20 protein-coding genes are annotated in these 22,599 nt (G+C 63.4%); 11 read left to right on the forward strand and 9 right to left on the reverse strand.

All coding sequences use genetic code 11. From position 1 onward, the window contains the following. The 3 genes from ACOZK4_RS26770 to ACOZK4_RS26780 all read left to right on the forward strand — a co-directional run. Window positions 1-1,061, forward strand: a 1,061-nt coding sequence (locus tag ACOZK4_RS26770; RefSeq protein WP_421594681.1) for a GGDEF domain-containing protein, incomplete at its 5' end; no start/stop codon positions are given. A gap of 100 nt (window positions 1,062-1,161) precedes the next feature. Next, complete coding sequence (locus tag ACOZK4_RS26775) at window positions 1,162-3,048, forward strand: ABC-F family ATP-binding cassette domain-containing protein (protein ID WP_421594682.1); 1,887 nt, start codon at window positions 1,162-1,164, stop codon at window positions 3,046-3,048. A gap of 195 nt (window positions 3,049-3,243) precedes the next feature. Next, on the forward strand, window positions 3,244-4,350 hold the full coding sequence (locus tag ACOZK4_RS26780) for a TRAP transporter substrate-binding protein (protein WP_313522375.1): 1,107 nt from the start codon (window positions 3,244-3,246) through the stop codon (window positions 4,348-4,350). A 125-nt stretch (window positions 4,351-4,475) separates the two neighbouring features. On the opposite strand, the gene ACOZK4_RS26785 is transcribed toward ACOZK4_RS26780, so the two are convergent. Next, entirely contained in the window at window positions 4,476-6,254 is a 1,779-nt protein-coding gene (locus ACOZK4_RS26785; protein WP_421594683.1) for a TRAP transporter large permease, read from the reverse strand. Further along, window positions 6,251-6,823, reverse strand: a complete 573-nt coding sequence (locus ACOZK4_RS26790; protein ID WP_421594684.1) for a TRAP transporter small permease subunit — start codon at window positions 6,821-6,823, stop codon at window positions 6,251-6,253. Before ACOZK4_RS26790 ends, ACOZK4_RS26785 begins: the two co-directional genes overlap by 4 nt. Before the next feature lie 248 nt (window positions 6,824-7,071). Between ACOZK4_RS26790 and ACOZK4_RS26795 the strand changes: the two genes are divergently transcribed. Then, window positions 7,072-7,998: a Gfo/Idh/MocA family protein gene (locus tag ACOZK4_RS26795; protein ID WP_421594685.1), complete on the forward strand. Its 927-nt coding sequence runs from the start codon at window positions 7,072-7,074 to the stop codon at window positions 7,996-7,998. Between the two features lie 42 nt (window positions 7,999-8,040). Here ACOZK4_RS26795 and ACOZK4_RS26800 read toward each other — a convergent pair whose 3' ends face one another. From ACOZK4_RS26800 to ACOZK4_RS26815, 4 genes are all read right to left on the reverse strand, one after another. After that, window positions 8,041-9,333: an MFS transporter gene (locus ACOZK4_RS26800; RefSeq protein ID WP_421594686.1), complete on the reverse strand. Its 1,293-nt coding sequence runs from the start codon at window positions 9,331-9,333 to the stop codon at window positions 8,041-8,043. 70 nt (window positions 9,334-9,403) lie between these two features. Continuing rightward, window positions 9,404-9,805 (reverse strand): MarR family winged helix-turn-helix transcriptional regulator, encoded by a 402-nt coding sequence (locus tag ACOZK4_RS26805; protein WP_313522370.1) that lies wholly within the window; start codon window positions 9,803-9,805, stop codon window positions 9,404-9,406. Window positions 9,806-9,863: 58 nt separating this feature from the next. After that, complete coding sequence (locus tag ACOZK4_RS26810) at window positions 9,864-10,313, reverse strand: DNA polymerase III subunit chi (RefSeq protein WP_421594687.1); 450 nt, start codon at window positions 10,311-10,313, stop codon at window positions 9,864-9,866. Window positions 10,314-10,320: 7 nt separating this feature from the next. Beyond that, window positions 10,321-11,811 carry a leucyl aminopeptidase gene (locus tag ACOZK4_RS26815; protein WP_421594688.1) on the reverse strand — a complete coding sequence of 497 codons (1,491 nt, stop codon included), beginning with the start codon at window positions 11,809-11,811 and terminating at the stop codon, window positions 10,321-10,323. On the opposite strand from ACOZK4_RS26815, the gene ACOZK4_RS26820 reads away from it, so the two are divergent. The 7 genes from ACOZK4_RS26820 to rsmA all read left to right on the forward strand — a co-directional run bounded on the left by ACOZK4_RS26820 (window position 11,695) and on the right by rsmA (window position 19,715). Continuing rightward, window positions 11,695-12,039: a hypothetical protein gene (locus tag ACOZK4_RS26820; protein ID WP_421594704.1), complete on the forward strand. Its 345-nt coding sequence runs from the start codon at window positions 11,695-11,697 to the stop codon at window positions 12,037-12,039. The two genes, ACOZK4_RS26815 and ACOZK4_RS26820, sit on opposite strands and share 117 nt — an antisense overlap. 34 nt (window positions 12,040-12,073) lie before the next feature. Continuing rightward, entirely contained in the window at window positions 12,074-13,249 is a 1,176-nt protein-coding gene (gene lptF, locus ACOZK4_RS26825) for an LPS export ABC transporter permease LptF (protein WP_313522367.1), read from the forward strand. Continuing rightward, complete coding sequence (gene lptG, locus ACOZK4_RS26830) at window positions 13,246-14,328, forward strand: LPS export ABC transporter permease LptG (protein WP_313522366.1); 1,083 nt, start codon at window positions 13,246-13,248, stop codon at window positions 14,326-14,328. Before lptF ends, lptG begins: the two co-directional genes overlap by 4 nt. Beyond that, window positions 14,329-16,680, forward strand: a complete 2,352-nt coding sequence (locus tag ACOZK4_RS26835; protein WP_421594689.1) for an LPS-assembly protein LptD — start codon at window positions 14,329-14,331, stop codon at window positions 16,678-16,680. 133 nt (window positions 16,681-16,813) lie between these two features. Further along, window positions 16,814-17,758, forward strand: a complete 945-nt coding sequence (locus ACOZK4_RS26840; RefSeq protein WP_421594690.1) for a SurA N-terminal domain-containing protein — start codon at window positions 16,814-16,816, stop codon at window positions 17,756-17,758. A gap of 101 nt (window positions 17,759-17,859) precedes the next feature. After that, the gene (gene pdxA, locus ACOZK4_RS26845; RefSeq protein WP_421594691.1) at window positions 17,860-18,888 is read left to right on the forward strand and encodes a 4-hydroxythreonine-4-phosphate dehydrogenase PdxA; all 1,029 of its coding nucleotides are present in this window, start codon (window positions 17,860-17,862) and stop codon (window positions 18,886-18,888) included. After that, on the forward strand, window positions 18,888-19,715 hold the full coding sequence (gene rsmA / locus ACOZK4_RS26850; RefSeq protein ID WP_421594692.1) for a 16S rRNA (adenine(1518)-N(6)/adenine(1519)-N(6))-dimethyltransferase RsmA: 828 nt from the start codon (window positions 18,888-18,890) through the stop codon (window positions 19,713-19,715). The genes pdxA and rsmA overlap by 1 nt, the downstream gene beginning before the upstream one ends. A gap of 24 nt (window positions 19,716-19,739) precedes the next feature. On the opposite strand, the gene gmk is transcribed toward rsmA, so the two are convergent. The 3 genes from gmk to mltG all read right to left on the reverse strand — a co-directional run. Beyond that, on the reverse strand, window positions 19,740-20,399 hold the full coding sequence (gene gmk, locus ACOZK4_RS26855; protein ID WP_421594693.1) for a guanylate kinase: 660 nt from the start codon (window positions 20,397-20,399) through the stop codon (window positions 19,740-19,742). 3 nt (window positions 20,400-20,402) lie between these two features. After that, the gene (locus tag ACOZK4_RS26860; RefSeq protein ID WP_421594694.1) at window positions 20,403-21,290 is read right to left on the reverse strand and encodes a YicC/YloC family endoribonuclease; all 888 of its coding nucleotides are present in this window, start codon (window positions 21,288-21,290) and stop codon (window positions 20,403-20,405) included. Between the two features lie 202 nt (window positions 21,291-21,492). Then, window positions 21,493-22,599, reverse strand: a 1,107-nt coding sequence (mltG, locus tag ACOZK4_RS26865) for an endolytic transglycosylase MltG (protein ID WP_421594695.1), incomplete at its 5' end; no start/stop codon positions are given.

Below are 22,599 nucleotides of genomic sequence, written 5' to 3' on the forward strand. Positions count from 1 at the left end.
CCCCGAAGGACACCGCGTCCACCGTTCCGCCGATCATGGCGCGCATCGCCCATGTCATGGCCAATCTCGGCATTGCCGGGCTTCCCAGGAACTACGAACTGCTGTTTGAGGCGTTGAACGGCAATGCCGGCGTGGCACGCGAGATCGCCGCCCTTGGCAAGACGCCGGAACAGGCGGCGCTGGATGCGATCGCATTGCGCCATTCCCTGCCCAGTCACAATGTGCTTGCCGCCGGCCAGGCTGCCGGCGAAGCCTTGCGCCTGCTCACTGAAATTGCCGAGACATCGGAAGCCAACCGCCGCCAGCGCGCCGCCTCCATGCAGGAATTGGAAGAAATTTCCGCCCGCATGCGCAAGGATCCGGTGCTCGGCATTTCGGATTTCGCCACCGATACCGTTCGCTTGCTGTCCATCGTGCGCGACATTCTGGGCCACGACCGCAGTTCCGCCGAACGGATCGGCGATCTCCAGGCTCATCTCGACGGCCTGCGCTCCGGCCTTTCCTTCAGCCGAGAAGCCCTGACGCATGATCCGGTGACCGGTCTTGCCAACCATGCCGCGCTGCTTGGCCGGCTGAAGACCTTTTTCCAGACGGAAGCCGAGGACGGCACGGCTGCCCTCCTGCTCTTCCGCGTGGAACAGCTCAAGGAATTCGCCGAAACGCATCCGGCGGGGGCTGCGGAGAAGACGTTGAAGCGGCTCGCCGCCATTTTCCGCCGCTCGGTCAAGAAAGACGATTTCGTCGCGCGCACCGGGCCGGACCTGTTCTGCCTGCTTTTGCCCGATGTCAGCCGCGAGATCGCCGTGAGCATCGCGCGCCGCATTGCCGGCCTTGTCGCCGAAAAGCCCTTCCCTTTCATGGACCGCGAGCTTCCCGCCGGCTTCCTGACGCTGACCGCCGGCGTCTCGATGACCGATTCGGCCAATGCGCCTGTCATGCTCTACGATCAGGCGGACCAGGCCCTCACCTACGCAACCGACACCGGCATCGCGCTTCGCATCTACTCCGCCGAAGTGGCCGAGAAGGTGGGGCGTGGTTATCGGGCGGGCACGGCGGCTTAACCGCCTCTTGCCTTAGGGCGGCTGGCCGCCTCTTTTTTTGACGCAATTCCGGACGCAAAACCGCTTCGCACTTTTGCTGGAATTGCTCTATAGAGCCGGCATGATTACGATTTCCGGCCTCACCGCCCGCATTGCCGGGCGTCTCCTCATCGATAACGCGTCCCTTTCGCTGCCGAGCGGCGTGAAGGTGGGCCTCGTCGGGCGCAACGGCACCGGCAAGTCGACGCTGTTTCGCGTCATCACCGGCCAGCTTGCTTCCGAGGCCGGTACCGTCACGATGCCGAAGAATGCGCGCATCGGTCAGGTGGCGCAGGAAGCGCCGGGAACGGATGAATCGCTGATCGAGATCGTTCTGGCTGCCGACAAGGAGCGCGCGAGCCTGCTCAAGGAAGCGGAGACCGCAACCGATCCGCACCGTATCGCCGAAATCCAGACGCGGCTCACCGATATCGGTGCGCATTCGGCGCAATCGCGCGCCGCGAGCATCCTTGCCGGCCTCGGCTTCGACCACGAGGCGCAGCAGCGCCCGGCAAAAAGCTTTTCCGGCGGCTGGCGCATGCGCGTGGCGCTGGCGGCCGTGCTGTTCTCCGAGCCGGACCTGCTTCTGCTCGACGAACCGACCAACTATCTCGACCTCGAAGGCACGCTTTGGCTGGAAGACTATGTGCGGCGCTACCCGCACACCGTCATCATCATCAGCCACGACCGCGATCTGCTGAACACCGCCGTCAACGCCATCGTGCATCTCGACCAGCAGAAGCTGACCTTCTATCGCGGCTCCTACGACCAGTTCGAGCGCCAGAAGGCCGAGAACGACGAATTGCAGATGAAGGCGAAGGCGAAGAACGACGCCGCGCGCAAACATCTGCAAAGCTTCATCGACCGCTTCAAGGCCAAGGCCACCAAGGCCAAGCAGGCGCAGAGCCGCGTCAAGGCGCTCGAGCGCATGGGCACGGTCGCCGCCGTCATCGAGACGCATGTGCAGCCGATCACCTTCCCGGAGCCGGAAAAACAGCCGGCCTCGCCGATCATCGCCATCGAGGGCGGCGCGGTCGGCTATACGCCGGGCCAGCCGATCCTCAAGCAGATCAACCTGCGCATCGACAATGACGACCGTATCGCCCTGCTCGGCTCGAACGGCAACGGCAAGTCGACCTTCGCGAAGTTCATTTCCGGCCGGCTGGAAGCCGAGGCGGGCGCGGTGAAGCGCGCACCGGGCCTGAAGATCGGCTTCTTCGCGCAGCATCAACTGGACGATCTCATGCCCGAGCAGTCGGCTGTCGAGCACGTGCGCCGGCTGATGCCCGAGGCACCGGAAGCCAAAGTGCGCGCCCGCGTGGCGCAGATGGGCCTTGCCACGGAAAAGATGGCGACGCCCGCCAAGGATCTTTCCGGCGGCGAGAAGGCCCGCCTGCTGATGGGCCTTGCTGCCTTCGACGCGCCCAACCTGCTGATTCTCGACGAACCGACGAACCATCTCGACATCGACAGCCGCCGCGCGCTGATCGAAGCGCTGAACGACTATGAAGGCGCCGTCATCCTGATCTCGCACGACCGCCACCTCATCGAGGCGACCGTCGATCGGCTGTGGCTGGTCAACAACGGCACGGTCAAAACCTTCGACGGCGACATGGAGGAATATCGCAGCCTCATCGTCCAGTCGCCCAAGAAGGACGACAAGGACAAGGCGGCCGCCACCGGAGAGACGGCCAACAAGGCCGACCAGCGCAAGGCCAATGCCGACCGCCGCGCCCAGTTCGCGCCGCTCAAGAAGAAGATCAACGAAATCGAATCGCTGACGGCAAAACTGCACAAGCAGATTCAACTTCTTGATGCGGAACTTGCAGACCCCATGCTCTATGAAAAGAGCCCGGCCAAGGCGGCGGAGAAGGCGAAACTGCGCGCGATGGCCGTCGATAAGCTGAACGACGCCGAAGAGCAGTGGCTGGAGCTTTCGGCGGAATACGAGGAGGCGATGGCCGGGTGATCCGGCCTCGTGCTCTCGCGAGAAACGCTCAAAAAACAGGCAGATAGCCGGGTGCTTCGCCTACGACGAAAGTCGTAGCCGGCCCATTCGGCGTTCTTTGTCCCCTTGGCTTGAAACCCCCTTCCCGACATGGTTAGCTCCGGCCTGATGACACGAGGGCGGATGAAAACATCCGTCCGCCATTGGGAGGAAACTATGGATCGTCGTTCATTCATCAAGAAGGCCGGTGTCGCGGGTGTGGGCGGTGCGGCCGCCACCGTGCTGGCATCGCCTGCCATCGCGCAGAGCAACCCGAAGATCAACTGGCGTCTCGCCTCGTCTTTCCCGAAGTCGCTCGACACCATCTATGGCGGCGCGGAAGTGCTGTCGAAATACGTCTCCGAAGCCACCGACGGCAACTTCCAGATCCAGGTCTTCGCGGCCGGTGAAATCGTGCCCGGCCTCCAGGCCGCCGATGCCGCCGCGGCCGGTACCGTGGAAGCCGCCCATACCGTCTCCTACTACTACTGGGGCAAGGACCCGGTCTGGGCGCTCGGCGCCGCCGTGCCCTTCGCGCTCAATGCGCGCGGCCATAACGCTTGGCAGTATCATGGCGGCGGCATCGACATGTTCAACGAGTTCCTGGCGACCCAGGGCCTCATCGGCTTCCCGGGCGGCAATACCGGCGTGCAGATGGGCGGCTGGTTCCGCAAGGAAATCAAGTCCGTCGCCGATATGTCCGGCCTGAAGATGCGCATCGGCGGTTTTGCCGGCAAGGTCGTGGAGAAGCTCGGCGTCGTGCCGCAGCAGATCGCCGGCGGCGACATCTATCCCTCGCTGGAAAAGGGCACGATCGACGCCGCCGAATGGGTCGGCCCCTATGACGACGAGAAACTCGGCTTCTACAAGGTCGCGCCTTACTACTACTATCCCGGCTGGTGGGAAGGCGGCCCGACGGTGCATGCCATGTTCAACAAGGCGGCTTTCGACGGCCTGCCGAAGGCCTACCAGTCGCTGCTGCGCACGGCCTGCCAGGCGACCGACGCTGACATGCTGCAGAAATACGACTATCTGAACCCCTCGGCCATCAAGCGCCTGGTCGCCGCCGGCGCCAAGCTCAGCCCGTTCAGCCAGGAAATCCTGTCGGCCTGCTTCGACGCCGCCAACGAGGTCTATGCCGAGATGGAAGCCTCGAACCCGACCTTCAAGAAGATCTGGGACTCCATCAAGGCCTTCCGCGGCGAGTATTACCTCAACGCCCAGATCGCCGAATACAACTACGACACGTTCATGATGATCCAGCAGCGCAGCAACAAGCTGTAAACGGCTGTCAGGAGCAAAAACGGAAAACCCCGGAGCAGCGATGCTCCGGGGTTTTTGTTTGCCTCCATGGCCAAAGAAAAAGGGGCCGGCACGAGCCAGCCCCGTTTCGATTGCCCGGATAACCGTCAGTTGAAGGACGGCGGGCTGGAGAGATCCGTTGCCGGCTTCTGCTCCGTGCCCTCGGCCGGCTTCTCACCGCCATCAAGCGGATTGCCCGCGGGAAGCTGCAGGCCGCCCGGCAGTCCGAGGCCGCCACCGTTGTCGGGCAGCGTCAGACCGCCGCCATTGGTGCCGAAGCCGGGAACCTCGATCTTGATGGTCGCCGGATCGACGCCGCTGCCCTCGCCCTTGTAGTGCATGACCATGCCGGGGAAGAGGATGGTCAGGCCCACCATGACGATCTGGATGCAGACGAAGGGCACCGCGCCCCAATAGATTTGCCCCGTGGTCACGGGTTCCATCCGCTTGCCCGTCAGCTTGTCGAGATAGGGCACCTTGGCGGCGACCGAGCGCAGGTAGAACAGCGCGAAGCCGAAGGGCGGGTGCATGAAGCTCGTCTGCATGTTGATGCCGAGCAGCACGCCGAACCAGATGAGGTCGATTCCGAGCTTGTCGGCGGCGGGTGCGAGCAGCGGCACGATGATGAAGGCAAGCTCGAAGAAATCGAGGAAGAACGCCAGGAAGAAGACCAGCAGGTTCACCGCGATCAGGAAGCCTGTCTCGCCGCCCGGCAGCGAAACCAGCAGGTGCTCGACCCACAGGTGCCCGTTCACGCCGTAGAACGTCAGCGAGAAGACGCGGGCGCCGATGAGGATGAACAGTACGAAGGCCGACAGGCGCGTCGTGGCCGTCAGCGCCGAGCGGACGACATCCATCGTCAGCCGGCCCTTGGCGGCGGCCATGAACAGCGCGCCGACCGCGCCCATCGCGCCGCCTTCCGTCGGCGTCGCGATGCCGAGGAAGATCGTGCCGAGCACCAGGAAGATCAACGCCAGCGGCGGGATCAGAACGATGATGACCTGCTGGGCGAGCCGCGACATCATGTTGATGTTGAGCGTCTTGTCGGCCAGCGCCACGACATAGATGAAGATGACGCCGACGGTCGCGCCGAGGATATCGGCATTCTCGCCATGCGTCGGCGAGAGATAGACGTGGGCGGCATAAGCGATGCCCGCAGCCACCGCAAGCGCGATGAACAGCGATGTGACGCCCGAGCCGAGCGAGCGCGCCTCCAGCGGCAAAGCAGGCATGGAATTCGGCCGGATGATCGACATGACCAGCACATAGCCCATATAGAGGCCGGTCAGGACCAGGCCGGGGATCAGCGCGCCGGCATACATGTCGCCGACCGAGCGGCCGAGCTGGTCGGCGAGCACGATGAGGACGAGCGACGGCGGGATGATCTGGGCAAGCGTGCCCGACGCAGCAATGACGCCGGATGCAAGCGACCGGTCATAGCCGTAGCGCAGCATGATCGGCAGCGAGATGAGGCCCATGGCGATGACCGAGGCGGCAACGACGCCCGTCGTGGCCGCCAGCAGCGCGCCGACGAAGATGACTGCATAGGCAAGGCCGCCGCGAATAGGCCCGAAGAGCTGGCCGATCGTATCGAGCAGGTCCTCGGCCATGCCGGATCGTTCGAGCACGATCCCCATGAAGGTGAAGAAGGGGATGGCGAGCAGAGTGTCATTCGACATCACTCCCCATAGCCGTTCCGGCATCGCATTCAGCAGCGGCCAGGAAAGATTGATCGAATCGGAGAGCGGCGCGAGTTCCACGCCGATGATGAAGAACAGCAGGCCGTTCGCCGCGAGCGAGAATGCCACGGGATAGCCCAATAGCAGGAACACGATCAGCGACACGAACATGATCGGTGCGAGGTTTTCGGCAATGAACTCGATCATGCGCTCTTCTCCTCGGCTGCGGTATCGAGCGGCGCATGCGTCGGCACATAGGGCGTGGGGTCCTCCATGTCGCCGCGCATGATGGCGAGCTTCTTGATAATCTCCGACACGCCCTGGAAGGCGAGCAGCACGAAGCCGGCAAGCAGGATGGCCTTGGCCGGCCAGACGATGAGGCCGCCGGCGCTGGAAGAGCCCTCACCCGAGCGATAGGACATCAGCACATAGGGCACGAGGAAATAGACCATCAGCAGCACGAAGGGCATCAGGAACAGCAGATGGCCGAGCAAATCGATCCAGTGCTGCACCCGACGGGAAAACTTGCCGTAAACGACGTCGATCCGGATATGCTCGTTCTGCGCCAGCGTATAGGCGGCGGCGAGCATGAAGGCGCCGCCGAACAGATACCATTGCGCCTCCAGCCAGGCGTTGGACGATATGTTGAAAACCTTTCGGATGACGGCATTTCCGGCGCTGACAAGCACGGCGACCAGGATCAGCCAGCCAACGGCCTTCCCGATATTTTCCGTGATCGTGTCGATCAGCCGGCTGAAAATCAGCAGCGTCTTCATGATAACTCCTCCCCGCCCGGCGTGTTCTTGCTTTGGTGCCAAGCATGGCCAGAGTGCCGATTTCAGGGTTCGTTTCAAGTCCGAAGCCCCGTTTTCCCGAGCTGAGAGCCCGCCTTAGACGAAAGGCGAAGACGGCTTTTGGGCAGATGCACAAAGGATAGGCAGAGCCACATGAAAACACGCCCTTGCCGCCGCGAACGGTTCTGCTAAAACACCGGCTAAATCATCATACAAATGAGGGTGGAGACATGTCCCCGATCAATCTCGCAATCGTCGGCGTCGGCAAGATCGTGCGCGACCAGCATCTTCCGGCCGTCGCCAAGAACAGCGATTACAAGCTGATCGCCGCCGCAAGCCGCCATGGCGTCGTCGATGGCATCGACAATTTCAAGTCGATCGACGAGATGCTGGCGGCCGTGCCCGCCATCCAGGCCGTCTCGCTCTGCATGCCGCCGCAATACCGCTACGAAGCTGCCGAGAAGGCGCTTTCGGCCGGCAAACATGTCTTCCTCGAAAAGCCGCCGGGCGCCACGCTGTCGGAGGTCGCCGATCTCGAGGCGCTGGCCGCCTCCAAGGGCCTGTCGCTGTTTGCCAGCTGGCATTCGCGTTACGCGCCGGCCGTCGAAGCGGCAAAGAGCTTCATCGCAGGCACGACGCTGCGCTCCATGCAGGTGAACTGGAAGGAAGATGTGCGCCACTGGCACCCGAACCAGGACTGGATCTGGCAGGCGGGCGGGCTTGGCGTGTTCGATCCGGGCATCAATGCGCTCTCCATTGTCACCCACATCCTGCCGCGCCCGGCCTTCATCACGGCCGCGACGCTGGAGTTCCCGGAAAACCGCGACGCGCCGATCGCCGCGTCGATGACCTTCTCGGACGCGAAAGGTCTCGACCTCAAGGCCGAGTTCGACTGGCGCCAGACGGGCAAGCAAAGCTGGGATATCGTGGCGCAGACGGATGCCGGCGAGATGGTGCTGTCCGAGGGCGGCGCGAAGCTCTCGATTGACGGCAAGCTGGTGCACGACGAGCCGGAGCAGGAATATCCGATGCTCTACAAGCGTTTCGCCGAAATCGTGAAGGCCGGAAAATCAGACGTCGATCTTGCCCCGCTGCGCCACGTCGCCGATGCTTTCATGCTCGGCCGACGCAAGTTCGTCGATGCGTTCCACGACTGAGAAAAGGCCCGCTTCGAGCGGGCCTTTTCATGTCCGCCATCCTCAGGCCCGCGCGGCGACCGGGGCCGGGCCCGGCCGCTTGAGCAGCATGACCGACAGCGCGGCAAGGATGCAGGCGAGGCCGGCGATCTGCAGCGCCGGCATATAGGTGTCGAAGTCGCTCTTCAGATAGCCCGCGCCGAAGGCGGCGGTGGCAGCGCCGAGCTGATGGCCGGCGAAAACCCAGCCGAAGACCATACCCGCCTTTTCGCGGCCGAAATTCTCGGCGGCGAGCTTGACCGTCGGCGGCACCGTCGCGACCCAGTCGAGGCCGTAGAAGACGGCGAAGACCGAGAGTTCGACGAAGCTGAAGCCGGAGACAGACAGATAGAGCAGCGACAGGCCGCGCAGGCCGTAGAACCAGAACAGCAGGACACGATTGTCATAGCGGTCGGAAAGCCAGCCGGCGAAGACCGTGCCGAGGAAATCGAAGACGCCGATGACCGCGAGCGTGCCGGCCGCCGTCACCGCCGCCATGCCGAAATCGCCGCAGATCGAGATCCAGTGCGTCTGGATCAGGCCGTTGGTGGAAAGGCCGCAAACGAAGAAGGTGCCGAACAGCACCCAGAAGACGGCATTGCCGGAAACGCTTCTCAGCGTGACGAGCGGGGCGAGCAGTGTCGCGCCAAGGCTGTGATCCTGCTTCGGCGGCCTGACGATCGCCGTCTCGCCATAGGCCGGCAGGCCGACATCGGCGGGATAGTCGCGCATCAAAAGCAGGACGAGCACCATGGCGGTGGCGATGACCGCGACGGAAAGCGCCAGCGCAGCGCGCCAGCCATAGGCTTCCGTCAGTGCAGCGAGCAGCGGCAGGAAGACGAGCTGGCCGGTGGCGTTGCTCGCCGTCATCAGGCCGACGACGAGGCCGCGGCGCTTGGAAAACCAGCGGGTGGCGACGGTGGCGCCGAGCACCAGCGCCGTCATGCCCGTGCCGACGCCGATGACGACGCCCCAGAGCAGAAGAAGCTGCCAGACCTCGGTCATGAAGAACGAGGCGACGATGCCGCCCATGATGAGCGCCAGCGCCGTGCCCACTACCTGGCGGATACCGAAATGGTTCATGAAGGCGGCGGCAAACGGCCCCAGCAGGCCGAAGAGCACGAGCCGCACCGCCATGGCGGAGGAGATGTCGGCGATGTCCCAGCCGAACTCCTGATGCAGCGGCTGGATCATTACGCCGGCCGAGCCCATGGCGCCGGCCGTTGCCAGCATGGTCAGGAAGGTGGTCGCGGCGACCACCCAGCCGTAGTGCAGATTGCGCCCCGCCATCCACTTGGCAACGCTTGTAGAAACCATGCTGAAGTCCCTTTTCGTGAACGCCGCTCCGCGGCGGATTTTGCGGGTAGATACCCCTATATGCGCAAAATTAGAGAGCCGCGAGCAGCTCCCGCAGCCGGTCGGCGCCCTCAGGACCGAGCCGGGCTTCGATCTTGTCCTGCACGGAATCCCAGAGCGGCGCCCCTTCCCTGAGCACCGCATGCCCCGCCTCGCTCACCGTCAACGTCGCCTCGCGCTGGTCCTTGCCGGGGCGGATGTCCACCAGTCCCATGCGCTCCAGCACCTTGGCATTGCGGCCGACCGTCGAGCGGTCGAGTTCGACGCGCACGCCGAGATCCGTCAACGAGACCGGCGCCATACGGTTGATGTTCCTGAGCAGACTGAACTGGGCGATGTTTATGCCAAGCGGCGCCAGCGCCTCGTCGTAATAGGACGAGACCTTTCGCGACGCCTTGCGCAGCACGATGCAGTGGCAGATATCCTTGCTCATGCTCACGGGTATATACCCACGACTGCTTTCGCGCAAGATCAGGCGAACCTCGAAACGGTCAGGCCTTCTTCATCCAACGCCCGTCGCTGTTCTGCTGCCAATAGGTGAGCTGGTGCCCCTCGCCTTTCAGCCGCCTCCAATGCTCACGCGCCGTCTCGACTTCCGCCTGATCGTAACCGTCGAACATGAAGATCACGCGGTCATAGGCATCGAGCGGCGGCGGCTCGGCGCCGGCGACGAGGAAACGCACGGTCGCGGCATTGGCATTGTCGGGGGCCGTCGTCAGGAGCACCGGTTGTTCGGCCGCAAAATCCTGCTCGTCCGTGCCGTGCGGCAGAAAGCTATCCTCGCGGAAGGTCCACAGATGTGCATCCAGCGCATCCCGCCGCTCCGCATCGCCCGTCTGCACGACGACGCGCCAGCCGCGCTCCAGGCTCTTGTCGAGCAAAGGTGGCAGCGCGTCTTCGAGCTTTGATTCGGTAAGGTGGTAGAAGAGGACTTCGCTCACCCTCTCCTCACCCTTCGTAATTCGCGCGCACCAGCTCGTCGAGCAGGCGCACGCCGAAGCCGGAGGCCCAGGACTGGTTGATCTCGTCGGTCGGCGAGCCGATGGCGGTGCCGGCGATGTCGAGATGCGCCCAGGGCGTATCCTTGACGAAACGGTGCAGGAACTGCGCGGCGGTGATGGAGCCGGCATAACGGCCGCCGGTGTTCTTCATGTCGGCGAACTTGCTGTCGATCATCTTGTCGTATTCGCGGCCGAGCGGCAGGCGCCACAGGCGCTCGTTGGTGGCGAGGCCGGCGGCGGTCAGGCGACCGGCCAGCGTATCGTCGTTGGAGAACAAGCCGGCATGGTGGCTGCCGAGCGCGACCATGACCGCACCCGTCAGCGTCGCGAGGTTCACCATGAATTGCGGCTTGAAGGTCTCGTTGCAGTACCAGAGCGCGTCGCACAGCACGAGACGGCCCTCGGCATCGGTGTTGATGACCTCGATCGTCTGGCCGGACATGGATTTGACGATGTCGCCGGGACGCTGGGCGTTGCCGTCGGGCATGTTTTCCACAAGGCCGAGAATGCCGACGACATTGGCCTTGGCCTTGCGGGCGGCGAGCGTATGCATGAGGCCGATGACGGCGGCGGCACCGCCCATGTCGCCCTTCATGTCCTCCATCCCGGCGGCCTGCTTGATGGAGATGCCGCCCGAATCGAAGACGACGCCTTTGCCGATGAAGGCGATCGGGCGGTCCTTCTCCTTGCCGCCCTTCCACTGCATAACCGTCAGGCGCGGCGGACGTACGGAGCCCTGCGCGACGCCGAGAAGGGCGGCCATACCGAGCTTCTTCATCTCGCGCTCGGTGAGGATATCCACCTCGACGCCGAGCTTCTCCAGCGCCTTGGCCTTGTCGGCGAATTCGACCGGACCGAGCACGTTGGCCGGTTCGTTGACGAGGTTGCGGGCGAGAATCACGCCCTCGGCCACCGCGTCGGAGATGTCGTTCGCCTTTTTGGCGGCATTTGCATGGGCCGTGACGAGCGTGACCTTCACGGCCTTTCCGCTCTTTGCCTCTTCGTCGTCGGCCTTCTTCGTCTTGTAGGTATCGAAACTGTAGGCGCCGAGCTGCATGCCGAGCGCAAAGTCCGCGGCGTTCTGCGCGGTCACGGTGACGCCGGGTGCATCGAGATAGATCGTCGCCTTTTCCGAGCCGCGGATTTTTGCGGCCGCGGCACCACCGGCCTTCAGCCAATCATGCGCGGTCAGCTTGTCCGCCTCGCCGAGGCCGAGCACGAGGATACGGTCGGCGGAAGCGCCATGCGGCGCAAGCACATCGAGCGTCTTCAAGGCCTTGCCGGTGAATTTCGCAATACCTGCGGCACGAGACACGGCTCCTTGCGGATCGACATCGTCGACAGCGGCCGCCGTCTGGCCGGCAACCTGCAGGAGGATCGCAAGGCCGCCCGCCGCGCGCGCCGACTTTGCAAAACCGATATCGAAGGTGGAAGCCATGAATTTACTCCGCATGGGGGCCGTTCGGCCTATGAGCGCTCTTATGAAGACCGCAAATCGCATCAATTCCTTGTCGCTTTTGCGGCGCTTGGCAAGATACGCAACCTTGTTTACAGATGGTTAAGCATGCTTGTTCGCCATAAATTTTCCTTGCCGGCGGAAGATCTTCGCTATGGCATCAGCCTCAAGAAAGCTTATATGGCCATGCAGTTGCGACGGGCGTCATGAACCGGAGCCGCTTGTCGAAAACGCGGACCAAACGATGAAATTGATCGAGCGCTATATCCTGCGGCGGGCGTCGCTCATGTTCGTCGCCACGCTCGTGCCCCTGCTCGGCATCGTCTGGGTGACGCAGGCATTGACCAATATCAACCTCGTCACCGACAGCGGCCAGTCGACCTTCGCCTTTCTGAAGCTCGCCACCCTCATCCTGCCCTCGGTCGTGCCGATCATCCTGCCTTTCGCGCTGGTCATCGGCGTGGCGCAGACGCTCACTGTCATGAATTCCGATTCGGAGCTGACGGTGCTGAACTCGGCCGGCAGTTCGCGCATGACCATCATCCGACCGGTGATGATCCTCGCCGTGGCAATGAGCTTCGTCTCCTTTGCCGTCGACAATTTCGTCGAGCCCTATTCCCGCACCGCGGTGCGCAAGATGATCGCAACGGCGCATGCCGACATGCTGTCTGCCGTCGTGCAGGAAAACACCTTCCGCAAGATCACCGACGGCCTCTATGTGCAGGTTGCGCAGCGCCGCAACGGCGGCGTGCTGATGGGGCTTTTCGTGGCCGATACGCGCGACCCGCGCTTCGAGATGGTCTACTATGCCCGTGAAGGCGCGGTGGATGAAAACAGCTCGGCGCTGGTCATGAAGGACGGCGAGGTGCATCGCAAGCTGCCGGACGGCAATGTCTCGATCATCAAGTTCGATTCCTATGCCTTCGACCTTGCCGACCTGACGCAGAGCGCCGGCGCCTCGAATGTCCGCGCCAAGGATCGCGACCTGCCCTATCTGTTCAATCCCGATCCTGATGATCCTTATTACAAAAAGGACCCGGGCTCGTTCACCGCCGAATTGCATCGCCGCTTCACGGAATGGCTGTTCCCCGCGGTCTTCGGCCTCATCGCGCTCGTCGTCAGCGCGGATGCGCGCTCGCATCGCGAAGCGCGCATGCATCCAATGATCACAGCACTCCTGACCGCGCTGTTCGTCCGCTGGGCAAGCTTCTACGCTTCCAACAATGCGGACGGCTCGTTCGTCTTCGTCATCATCATGTATATGATTCCGATCGGCACGGCGGCCCTTGCGATCCATCATCTCGGGCGCAACAAGACGCTCGAACTGCCCGTCACCTTCGGCGAGCGGCTGACGGATCTGCGCGACCGCCTGCTTGCACGCTTCGGCAGAACCAGTTCGGACGGGAGTAGCACGCCATGATCCCGACCCTCGGCCGTTACTTCTTTCGTCGCTACGCCATCACCACATTCTGGTTCCTGCTCGGCATCTTCTCGCTGATCTTCATCATCGATTTCAGCGAGATGTCGAATCGCGTCGGCGCGCTGCCGGGCTACACGCTGACCAGCGGGCTCCTCGTGACGGCGCTGCGCATTCCAACGATCCTAATGCAGACGGTGCCCTTCGTCGCGCTGTTCGCCGGCATGGCCGCCCTCATCTCGCTCAACCGCCGCTACGAACTCGTCGTCACGCGCGCGGCCGGCATTTCGGTCTGGCAGTTCCTGCGCCCCTTCGTCATCGGCGCCTTCCTGTTCGGTGTGCTCGCGGTTCTGGCGATCAACCCGATCGCGGCCTGGGGATCCAGGAAGGCGCTGGAGCTGGAATCCGGCTGGAGCGCCACCAATGCGTCGCGTCCGGAAAACAGCATTCCATGGCTGCGCCAAATCTATAAGGGCGACCAGTCGATCATCGGAGCGAAGGCGGTTCTCGATAACGGAACACGTCTCGTAAACGTCACCGTAATTCACTTCGACGAGGAGAACAGGATCGTGCTTCGCCAGGATGCCGATTCGGCGACCTTGGAAGATGGTTACTGGCTGCTTAAGAATGTCCACGAGACCCGCAACGGAGAATTGCCGGTCCGCCTCGATGAGGTACAGCTTCGTACCAACCTGAAACGGGAATTCGTTTCGGAAAGCCTTGAAAAGCCTGAATCCATTCCGTTTTTCAGCCTCAGCCGGAAGATAGAGGTGGCAAAATCCTTCGGTTTCCCCACCGACGCCATGGAAACGCAGTTCCACTCGATGCTCTCGCTGCCGCTTCTCCTGGTTGCGATGACGCTGATCGCGGCCTGTGTATCATTGAAATTTAGCCGGTTTAATCAATCGAGTGCGGTGATTCTGGGTGGCATCCTTTCCGGCTTCATGCTTTATGTCGTCACCGTGCTTGTGAAGGCATTCGGAAGCAGCGGTGTTGTTCCTCCGTTCGTTGCGGCCTGGCTCCCAGTGGTCGTCGCAATGTCGTTGGGTGCGACCATACTACTGCATCAGGAGGACGGCTAAGTGGCGGCAGGTGACCGCAAAACGAACAGGTGGTTGAAAGCCGCCCTGCTTGCAGGTGCGGCCATGTGCGCCATCGTGTCCGCTTCCGCCCTCCCCGCGCAGGCCCAGTCGCCCGACATCGGCGCGATGGAACCCAAGCTGCCGGAAGATGCCAAGCTGCTGCTTGCAGCCAATGAACTCGTATACAACAATGACAGCGACAAGGTGATCGCCCGCGGCGCGGTGCAGATCAACTATGGCGGCTACAAGCTCGTCGCCCGCCAGGTCGAATACGACCAAAAGACCGGGCGCCTGCGCGCCGTCGGCAATATCGAACTGATCGAACCGACCGGCAACCGCGTCTACGGCGACGAGATGGACCTGTCGGACGATTTCGCCAACGGCTTCATCAATGCCCTGCGCATCGAGACCACCGACCTCACCAAGCTGGCGGCGACCAGCGGCGAGCGCGTCAACGGCGAGGAACTGATCCTCAATCACGCCGTCTATACCGCCTGCACGCCCTGCGCCACGAACCCGACCCATCGCTCGCTGTGGGAAATCAAGGCCGAGCGCGTCGTCCAGAACGGCCGCACGCACACGATCCGCCTCGAAAAGGCGCGCTTCGAGATGTTCGGCAAGCCGATCGCCTATATTCCCGTGCTGGAAATGCCGGACTATACGGTGAAGCGGAAAACCGGTTTCCTCTTCCCGAAATTTGGCTATGCGCAGAAGCTCGGGCTCGGCATCACGACGCCCTACTATTTCGCGATCGCGCCGGATATGGACGCGACCTTCTCCCCGACCGTTCTAACGCGTCAGGGTTTCCTTGCCGAAGTCGAATTCCGCAAGCGCTTTCACAACGGCCTCGTCACGCTTAGGGCCGCCGGCATCGACCAGTGGAACCCCAACGCCTTCGATCCCAACACGAGCGACAGGGAAGAAGACGGCTTCCGCGGCATGGTGGCCTCCGAGGGCCAGTTCAAGATCAATCCCCGCTGGGCTTTCGGCTGGGACGTGATGCTGCAGGGCGACAACAATTTTTCGCGCACCTATGAACTCGACGGCCTCAAGGATCGCATCCATACGAACCAGGGCTACCTGACGGGTCTCGGCCGCCGCAACAGCTTCGACCTGCGCGCGTTCTATTTCGACGTGCAGGACGCCGATCCCGACAGCAAGCTGGAGCGCCAGCAGGCGATCGCCCAGACGCTCGATCACGAATATATCGTGCCGCAGTCCGTGCTGGGCGGGGAGCTCAGCATCACGACGAACATCACCAACGTCCAGCGTGACCTGGCCGATTCCTATGGTCTTGGTGATCTGAATCCCAACAACAATCGCTTCAGTGGGCTCGAAGGCGGCATGACTCGACTGACGAGCGAACTGGAGTGGAAACGCCAGTTCATCGTGCCCGGCGGGCTCGTGCTGACGCCATTGCTTGCCGCGCGCGGCGATCTCTATCGCCTCGACATGATCGACCCCGGCGAGGCCTACGGCGGCACCTACACCACGGATGACCACGCAACCCGCACCATGCTGACGGCAGGTCTTGAAGCGCGCTACCCTATCCTGGCGACGACGGAAAACAGCACGCACCTCTTCGAGCCGATCGCACAGATTTACGCGCGTCCGGACGAGGACTTCGCCGGCGGCCTGCCGAACGAGGATTCGCAGAGCTTCGTTTTCGATGCGACCAATATCTTCGAGCGCGACAAGTTCTCGGGTTTCGACAGGGTCGAAGGCGGCACGCGCGCCAATCTCGGCATGCGCTACACCGGCACGTTCGACAACGGGTTTCGCCTGCGAAGCATCGTCGGGCAGTCGTTCCATCTCGGCGGCGTGAACTCCTTCGCCAGCAACGACCTGGTCAATGCCGGCGCCAATTCCGGCCTGGAAACCGATGCGTCCGACTATGTCGGCATGGCGGGCATCGACTTGCCGAACGGGCTTTCGATCGCCTCCAGTGCGCGGCTCGACAAGGACGATCTGTCGCTGCGTCGCTCCGATACGTCGCTGCGCTTCGACGGCGCGCGCTTCGAAACCGAGATCACCTATACGCGCATCGCCGCACAGCCGAGCTATGGCCTGGCCAAGAATGCCAGCGAAATCCAGACGGCGGCCGCCTTCAAGTTCCGCGATTACTGGTCGGTGTTCGGGTCGCTGACCTATGACATCAACAACCAGAACCTGACGCGGAACGGCGTCGGCTTCTCCTATGACGACCGCGATACCGTGTTCTCGATCGTCTACGAGCAGACACGCGACAAGTCGAACTCGACAGCGAACGACTGGTCGATCGGCGCGCGCCTGATGTTCCGCACGCTCGGCGACATCAGTGTCGGCGATACGACACTGACGGGCTTCGAGTAAGCACCGCGCTGCTCTTGTCATCGTTTGGCCGCATGGTTTATGCACATCGGGGAGAAAGGCTCGCCGGCAACGGTTGTGCGTCCTGCAAGGCGCGCCCCGGCGAGCGCAGAATGGCTTTGGGAAAGGGACTGGCATGATGGGCAGGCAATCTCTGGTGCGCTCCATGATGATGGGCGTGGCACTCGCTGCAGCCGTGACGATCGTGGCCCCCGCCGGCACCGTTCAGGCGGCCGGCAGCACCGTGGTCGCGGTCGTCAACAATTCGCCGGTCACCTCCGGTGACGTCGAGCGCCGCGCCGCCTTCCTGCGCCTGCAGCGCGCCAAGGGCAATCTGCGCGCCATGGCCCGCGAACAGATGATCGACGACACCCTGAAGCGCGCGGAAATCCTTCGCCTCAAGGCCTCCGTCAGCCAGGCCGAGGTGGACGCGTCCTATGCGCGTTTTGCCTCGACGAACAAGATGACACTCAAGCAGCTCGGCCAGGTCCTCGACCAGGCCGGCGTCGGCTCGGACCATTTCAAGCAGTATATCGCCCTGCAGATGAGCTGGCCGCGCGTCGTCAACGCCCGCTATGGCAATGGCGGCACCAACGCCAAGTCGCTGGTGGAGCGCATGCAGGAAAACGGCGGCAAGAAGCCAGTCACCACGGAATATTTTCTCAAGCAGGTCATCTTCGTCGTGCCGGAAAAGCGCCGCAACGCCATTCTCGGCAAGCGCAAGTCCGAAGCGGAAGCCTCACGCTCGAAATTCCCGGGTTGCGACCAGGCCAAGATTTTCGCCGCGACGATGCATGACGTCTCGATCCGCGATCTCGGCCGCGTGCTCGCACCGCAATTGCCCGAGGACTGGAAGCCGCTGATCGAAAAGGCGAGCGGCCAGACGACCGGTACGCGCGTCACGGAACGCGGCGTCGAATATCTCGCGATCTGCAAGAAGCGCGAAGTCAACGACGACGTGGCCGCCGAAATGGTCTTCCGCGCCGAGGACCTTGCCAATTCCAAGGGCAATGAAAGCGACGAGAACAGCAAGAAGTACATCGCCGAGCTGCGCAAGAAGGCGACGATCACCGATCGTTGATCGCAGGTTCGGCGTGGCGTCTCGGCGCCTTGCCGGACAGGCTCAGGCTCTCCTGCCCCGCCGGCGGGGCACGTCTCCAAACCCGCTAGGCAGGCATTCCAATGACGACGACGCAACTTCCTCCGCTGGCGCTTACCATGGGCGATCCGGCTGGGATCGGGCCGGATATCACTCTGGCCCTCTGGTCGGCCCGTCACTCGCTTTCCCTACCGCCCTTCCTGTTCATCGGCGATGCCGCGGTGCTGCGCGACCGCGCGGCTCTTCTGGGCCTTGATGTTGCCGTGGCCTCCGCCACGCCCGAGACGGCCACGGATCTCTTCTTCGATGCCCTTCCGGTTCTGGCGTCTGATTGCGTCGCCGCGGTCGTGCCCGGAGCGCCCGATCCGCGCAATGCCGCCGCCATCACCGGCGCCATCGAAACCGCCGTCGCGCTCACCATGGCCGGACGGACATCCGCCGTGGTGACCAATCCCATCGCCAAGGCCGTGCTCTACGATGCCGGTTTCAGCTTCCCTGGCCATACGGAATTTCTCGCCGATCTCGCGGCAAAAGCGACCGGTCAGGCAATGCTGCCGGTCATGCTGCTGGCCGGTCCGAAGCTGCGCGCCGTGCCCGTAACGATCCACATTCCGCTGAAGGATGTGCCGGCGTCGCTCACGGAAGACCTCATCATCGAGACAGCCGTCATCACCGAGCGGGATCTGCGCCAGCGCTTCGGCATCGCCAAACCGCGTTTGGCCGTTGCCGGCCTCAATCCACATGCAGGAGAAGGCGGCGCGCTGGGGCTGGAGGACGATGCGATCGTGCGGCCGGCCGTCGAGCGCCTGAAGGCCACCGGTATCGCCGCCGTCGGCCCCCTGCCCGCCGATACGATGTTCCATGACGCGGCCCGCGCCACCTATGACGTGGCGCTCTGCATGTATCACGACCAGGCGCTGATCCCCGCCAAGGCGCTCGGCTTCGACGATTCCGTCAATGCGACGCTCGGCCTGCCCTTCATCCGCACCTCGCCGGACCACGGCACCGCCTTCGCCATCGCCGGCCAAGGCATTGCCCGCCCCGACAGCCTGCTTGCCGCCCTACGTCTTGCCCAGGAACTGGCCGCCCACGCCGCAAAGGAGACACGCTGATGGCCGCCCTCGACGGACTTCCGCCGCTCCGCGACGTCATCCAGCGCCATGGCCTCGATGCCAAGAAGGCGCTCGGCCAGAACTTCCTGCTCGATCTCAACCTTACGCAAAAGATCGCCCGCACCGCCGGTCCCATCGAAAACCATACGGTCATCGAGGTCGGCCCCGGTCCCGGCGGCTTGACGCGGGCCATTCTGGCGCTTGGCGCCAAGCGCGTCATCGCCATCGAGCGCGACGCGCGCTGCCTGCCCGCGCTGGCGGAAATTTCCGACCATTATCCAGGCCGCCTGACGGTAATCGAAGGCGATGCGCTGAAGACCGATTTCGTGGCGCTGGCGCCGGGTGAGCCCGTCCGCATCATCGCCAACCTGCCCTACAATGTCGGCACACAGCTGCTCGTCAACTGGCTCCTGCCGAAGACCTGGCCGCCCTTCTGGGATTCGCTGACGCTGATGTTCCAGCGGGAGGTGGGCCTGCGCATCGTGGCGGACGAGAACGACGACCACTATGGCCGCCTCGGCGTGCTCTGCGGCTGGCGCACCCATGCCAATATGGCCTTCGACGTGCCGCCCCAAGCCTTCACGCCGCCGCCGAAGGTGACCTCCTCGGTGGTGCATCTCGAACCCATCGCCAATCCACTCGCCTGCGACGTCGCCGCGCTGGAGCGCGTCACCCACGCCGCCTTCGGCCAGCGCCGCAAGATGTTGCGCCAGAGCGTGAAGTCGCTGGGTGGGGAAGCCCTGCTGGCGCGGGCGGAAATCGATCCGCAGCGGCGGGCGGAGACGCTGAGCGTGGAAGAGTTCGTGCGGCTGGCGAACGCCCTTTAAAAAACGGGCGCCCACCTCTCGCAATTACAAAACCGGCTTTTCCGTCACCAGCTTGGTCACGAACTCGAACAGCCCATGTCGGCGGTCGCGGCGCAGGCGCTCGGCCTTGACGATGCTCTGCACGGCGTCGAAGGCGACGGAGAGGTCGTCGTTGAGGATGACATAGTCATATTCCCGCCAGTGCTCGATTTCGGAGCGGGAATTGGCGAGGCGGGTCTGGATCACCTCTTCCGTATCCTCGGCCCGGCGGTGCAGGCGCGATTGCAGCTCGGTCATCGATGGCGGCAGGATGAAGATCGAGACGACATCGGCCGGCATCTTCTCCTGAAGCTGCTGGGCGCCCTGCCAGTCGATATCGAACAGCATGTCGCGGCCCGCAGACATGGCCTCCTCCACCGGCTCGCGCGGCGTGCCGTAGAAATTGCCGTGCACCTCGGCCCATTCGAGCAGAGCATCGCCATCGCGCAGACGCTCGAATTCCTTGTGGTTGATGAAATGGTAGTGACGGCCGGCGATCTCGCTGGCGCGGCGCTGGCGGGTCGTGACGCTGACCGACAGGCTGAGGCCTGGATCGGCCTCTAGCAGGTTGCGTGCGATCGTCGACTTGCCCGCACCCGATGGCGAGGAAATGACGAGCATGAGCCCGCGGCGTTCGATGTGGATATATTTCGACGGCTCGGCCATGGCCTACTCCAGATTCTGGACCTGTTCGCGGAACTGGTCGATGACGACCTTCAGTTCGATGCCTGCAGCCGTTACTTGAGCGGCGTTCGACTTGGAACAGATTGTATTCGATTCCCGGTTAAATTCCTGTGCGAGAAAATCGAGCTTGCGCCCGATCGGTCCGCCTTCGGCGATCAGCTCGCGCGCCGCACGGACATGCGCCTTCAGCCTGTCGATCTCTTCGCGCAGATCCGCCTTCGTGGCAATGAGGGCGGCCTCCTGATGCAGGCGGTCGCGATCGAGTGCGGTCGTGCCTTGCATGAGCATGGCGACCTGTGCGGAAAGCCGCTCGGCAATCGCCGAAACGCTGCGCGAGGGATCAGCCTCGACGGTCGCAGTCAGCGCCTCGATGCGCGCCACCTGGCCAAGCAGGACTTCGGCAAGCGCCGCCCCCTCCTTGCACCGCATATCGGCGAGAGAGCGGATCGCCTCGGCAAGGCCGGTGCGGATATCGGCGTCGCGCGTCGCGCGCTCCGCTTCGCTCTCCTCGGCCTCGCGGAAATCGACGATGCCGCGCACCGACAGCAGCGTATCGAGCTTCAACGGCGCGGGATCGATGGTGCCGGCCAGCTGGTCGCGCAGCGCCAGCACGGCGGCCAGCGCACCCTGGTTCACGACAGCCTCTACCTGCGCCTCGCTGACGCTGGTGGCGAGCCCGATCTGGAGATTGCCGCGCGAGAAGGCCTCACCGGCAATACGACGGACATCTGCCTCCAGCGCTTCGAGGCCGGGTGGCAGGCGAAGGCGCAGGTCCAGCCCCTTGCCGTTCACCGAACGGAACTCCCAGGCCCAGCGGGTGCGCCCGCTGGTTCCCTCGACCCGCGAAAAGCCGGTCATCGATTGCAATGTCATGTCAGCCTCCTGTGGCGCCTCACCGGAACGGGAGGCAGCCGGATACGCGCAGCCCGCGCGACTTCAAGTTTCAAAGTGAAGCAGTTTCACGGGGTTGGAAACGGGCAAGCGCGCCGAACGCGCCGCGATCCACATAAAGCTTGTGCCCGGAAACAAAACGGCCCCGGACGGAAGTGCCGGGGCCGCTAGAAGATGATGTCGACTACTGCGGCGTTGCGCCATCCGCTTCCTTGGCAGCGGCTGCCGCCTTCTCCGCTTCCAGCTTGCGCCAGCGGCGGACATTCTGGTTGTGCTCGTCCAGCGTCTCGGCAAAGACGTGGCCGCCCGTGCCGTCGGCAACGAAATACAAATCGCTGGTGCGCGACGGGTTTGCGACGGCCTCCAGCGCCGCTCGGCCGGGATTGGCGATCGGCGTCGGCGGCAGGCCCTTGATGATATAGGTGTTATAGGGCGTCTGTTTTTCGAGGTCCGACTGATAGATCGGCCGGTCAGCCGGCTTACCCTCGCCGCCGAAGATGCCGTAGATGATCGTCGGGTCCGATTGCAGGCGCATGCCCTTGTCGAGACGGTTCATGAAGACGGAGGCGACGCGGGAGCGCTCGTCGGCGCGGCCGGTTTCCTTCTCGACGATGGAGGCGAGCGTGACGAACTCTTCGCGGGTGGCGACCGGCAGCTTGTCGTCGCGCTTCTCCCAGATCTGGTCGATCAGGTTCTTCTGCGCCGCCAGCATCTGCTGGACAATGTCGGCGCGCTTGGTGCCGCGCGAGAACTTGTAGGTATCGGTCATCAGGGAGCCCTCGGCGGGCAGTTCCTGCGGCAGGTCGCCTTCCAGCACCGGATCGTCCTGCAGGCGCTTGAACACCTGCTTGACCGTCAGGCCCTCGGGAACCGAAACGCTGTAGAGGATCGACTTGCCCGACTTCAGCAATTCGACGATCTCGCGCATGGTCGCGCCGGACTTGATCTCGTATTCGCCGGCCTTCAGCGTCTCGCCATCAAGATAGATGCGCGAGAGCACGCGGAAGACTCGGCTGTCGGTGATGATGTTGTTGCGCTCGAGGTTCGAGGCGATCTCGTTGGTACCCGCGCCCGCGCGCACGATGAAATTCGTGTTGGCCGCCAGCGGGCCTTTTTCCTCATAGCTCTTCACGCCGTAATAGAAGACGCCCACGCCGACCAGCGTCGCGAAGACGATGACGGTCATGACGAAATTCAGGAAGATGACGAGCTGGCTGCGGGCCTTGCGCGAGCGGCGGCGGCTCGGCGGCTCGGGCACCTGTTCGGGGCGGAGCGCCTCCTTCGCGGACTT

The organism is Shinella sp. M27, from assembly GCF_049199905.1.
Classification (GTDB): domain Bacteria; phylum Pseudomonadota; class Alphaproteobacteria; order Rhizobiales; family Rhizobiaceae; genus Shinella.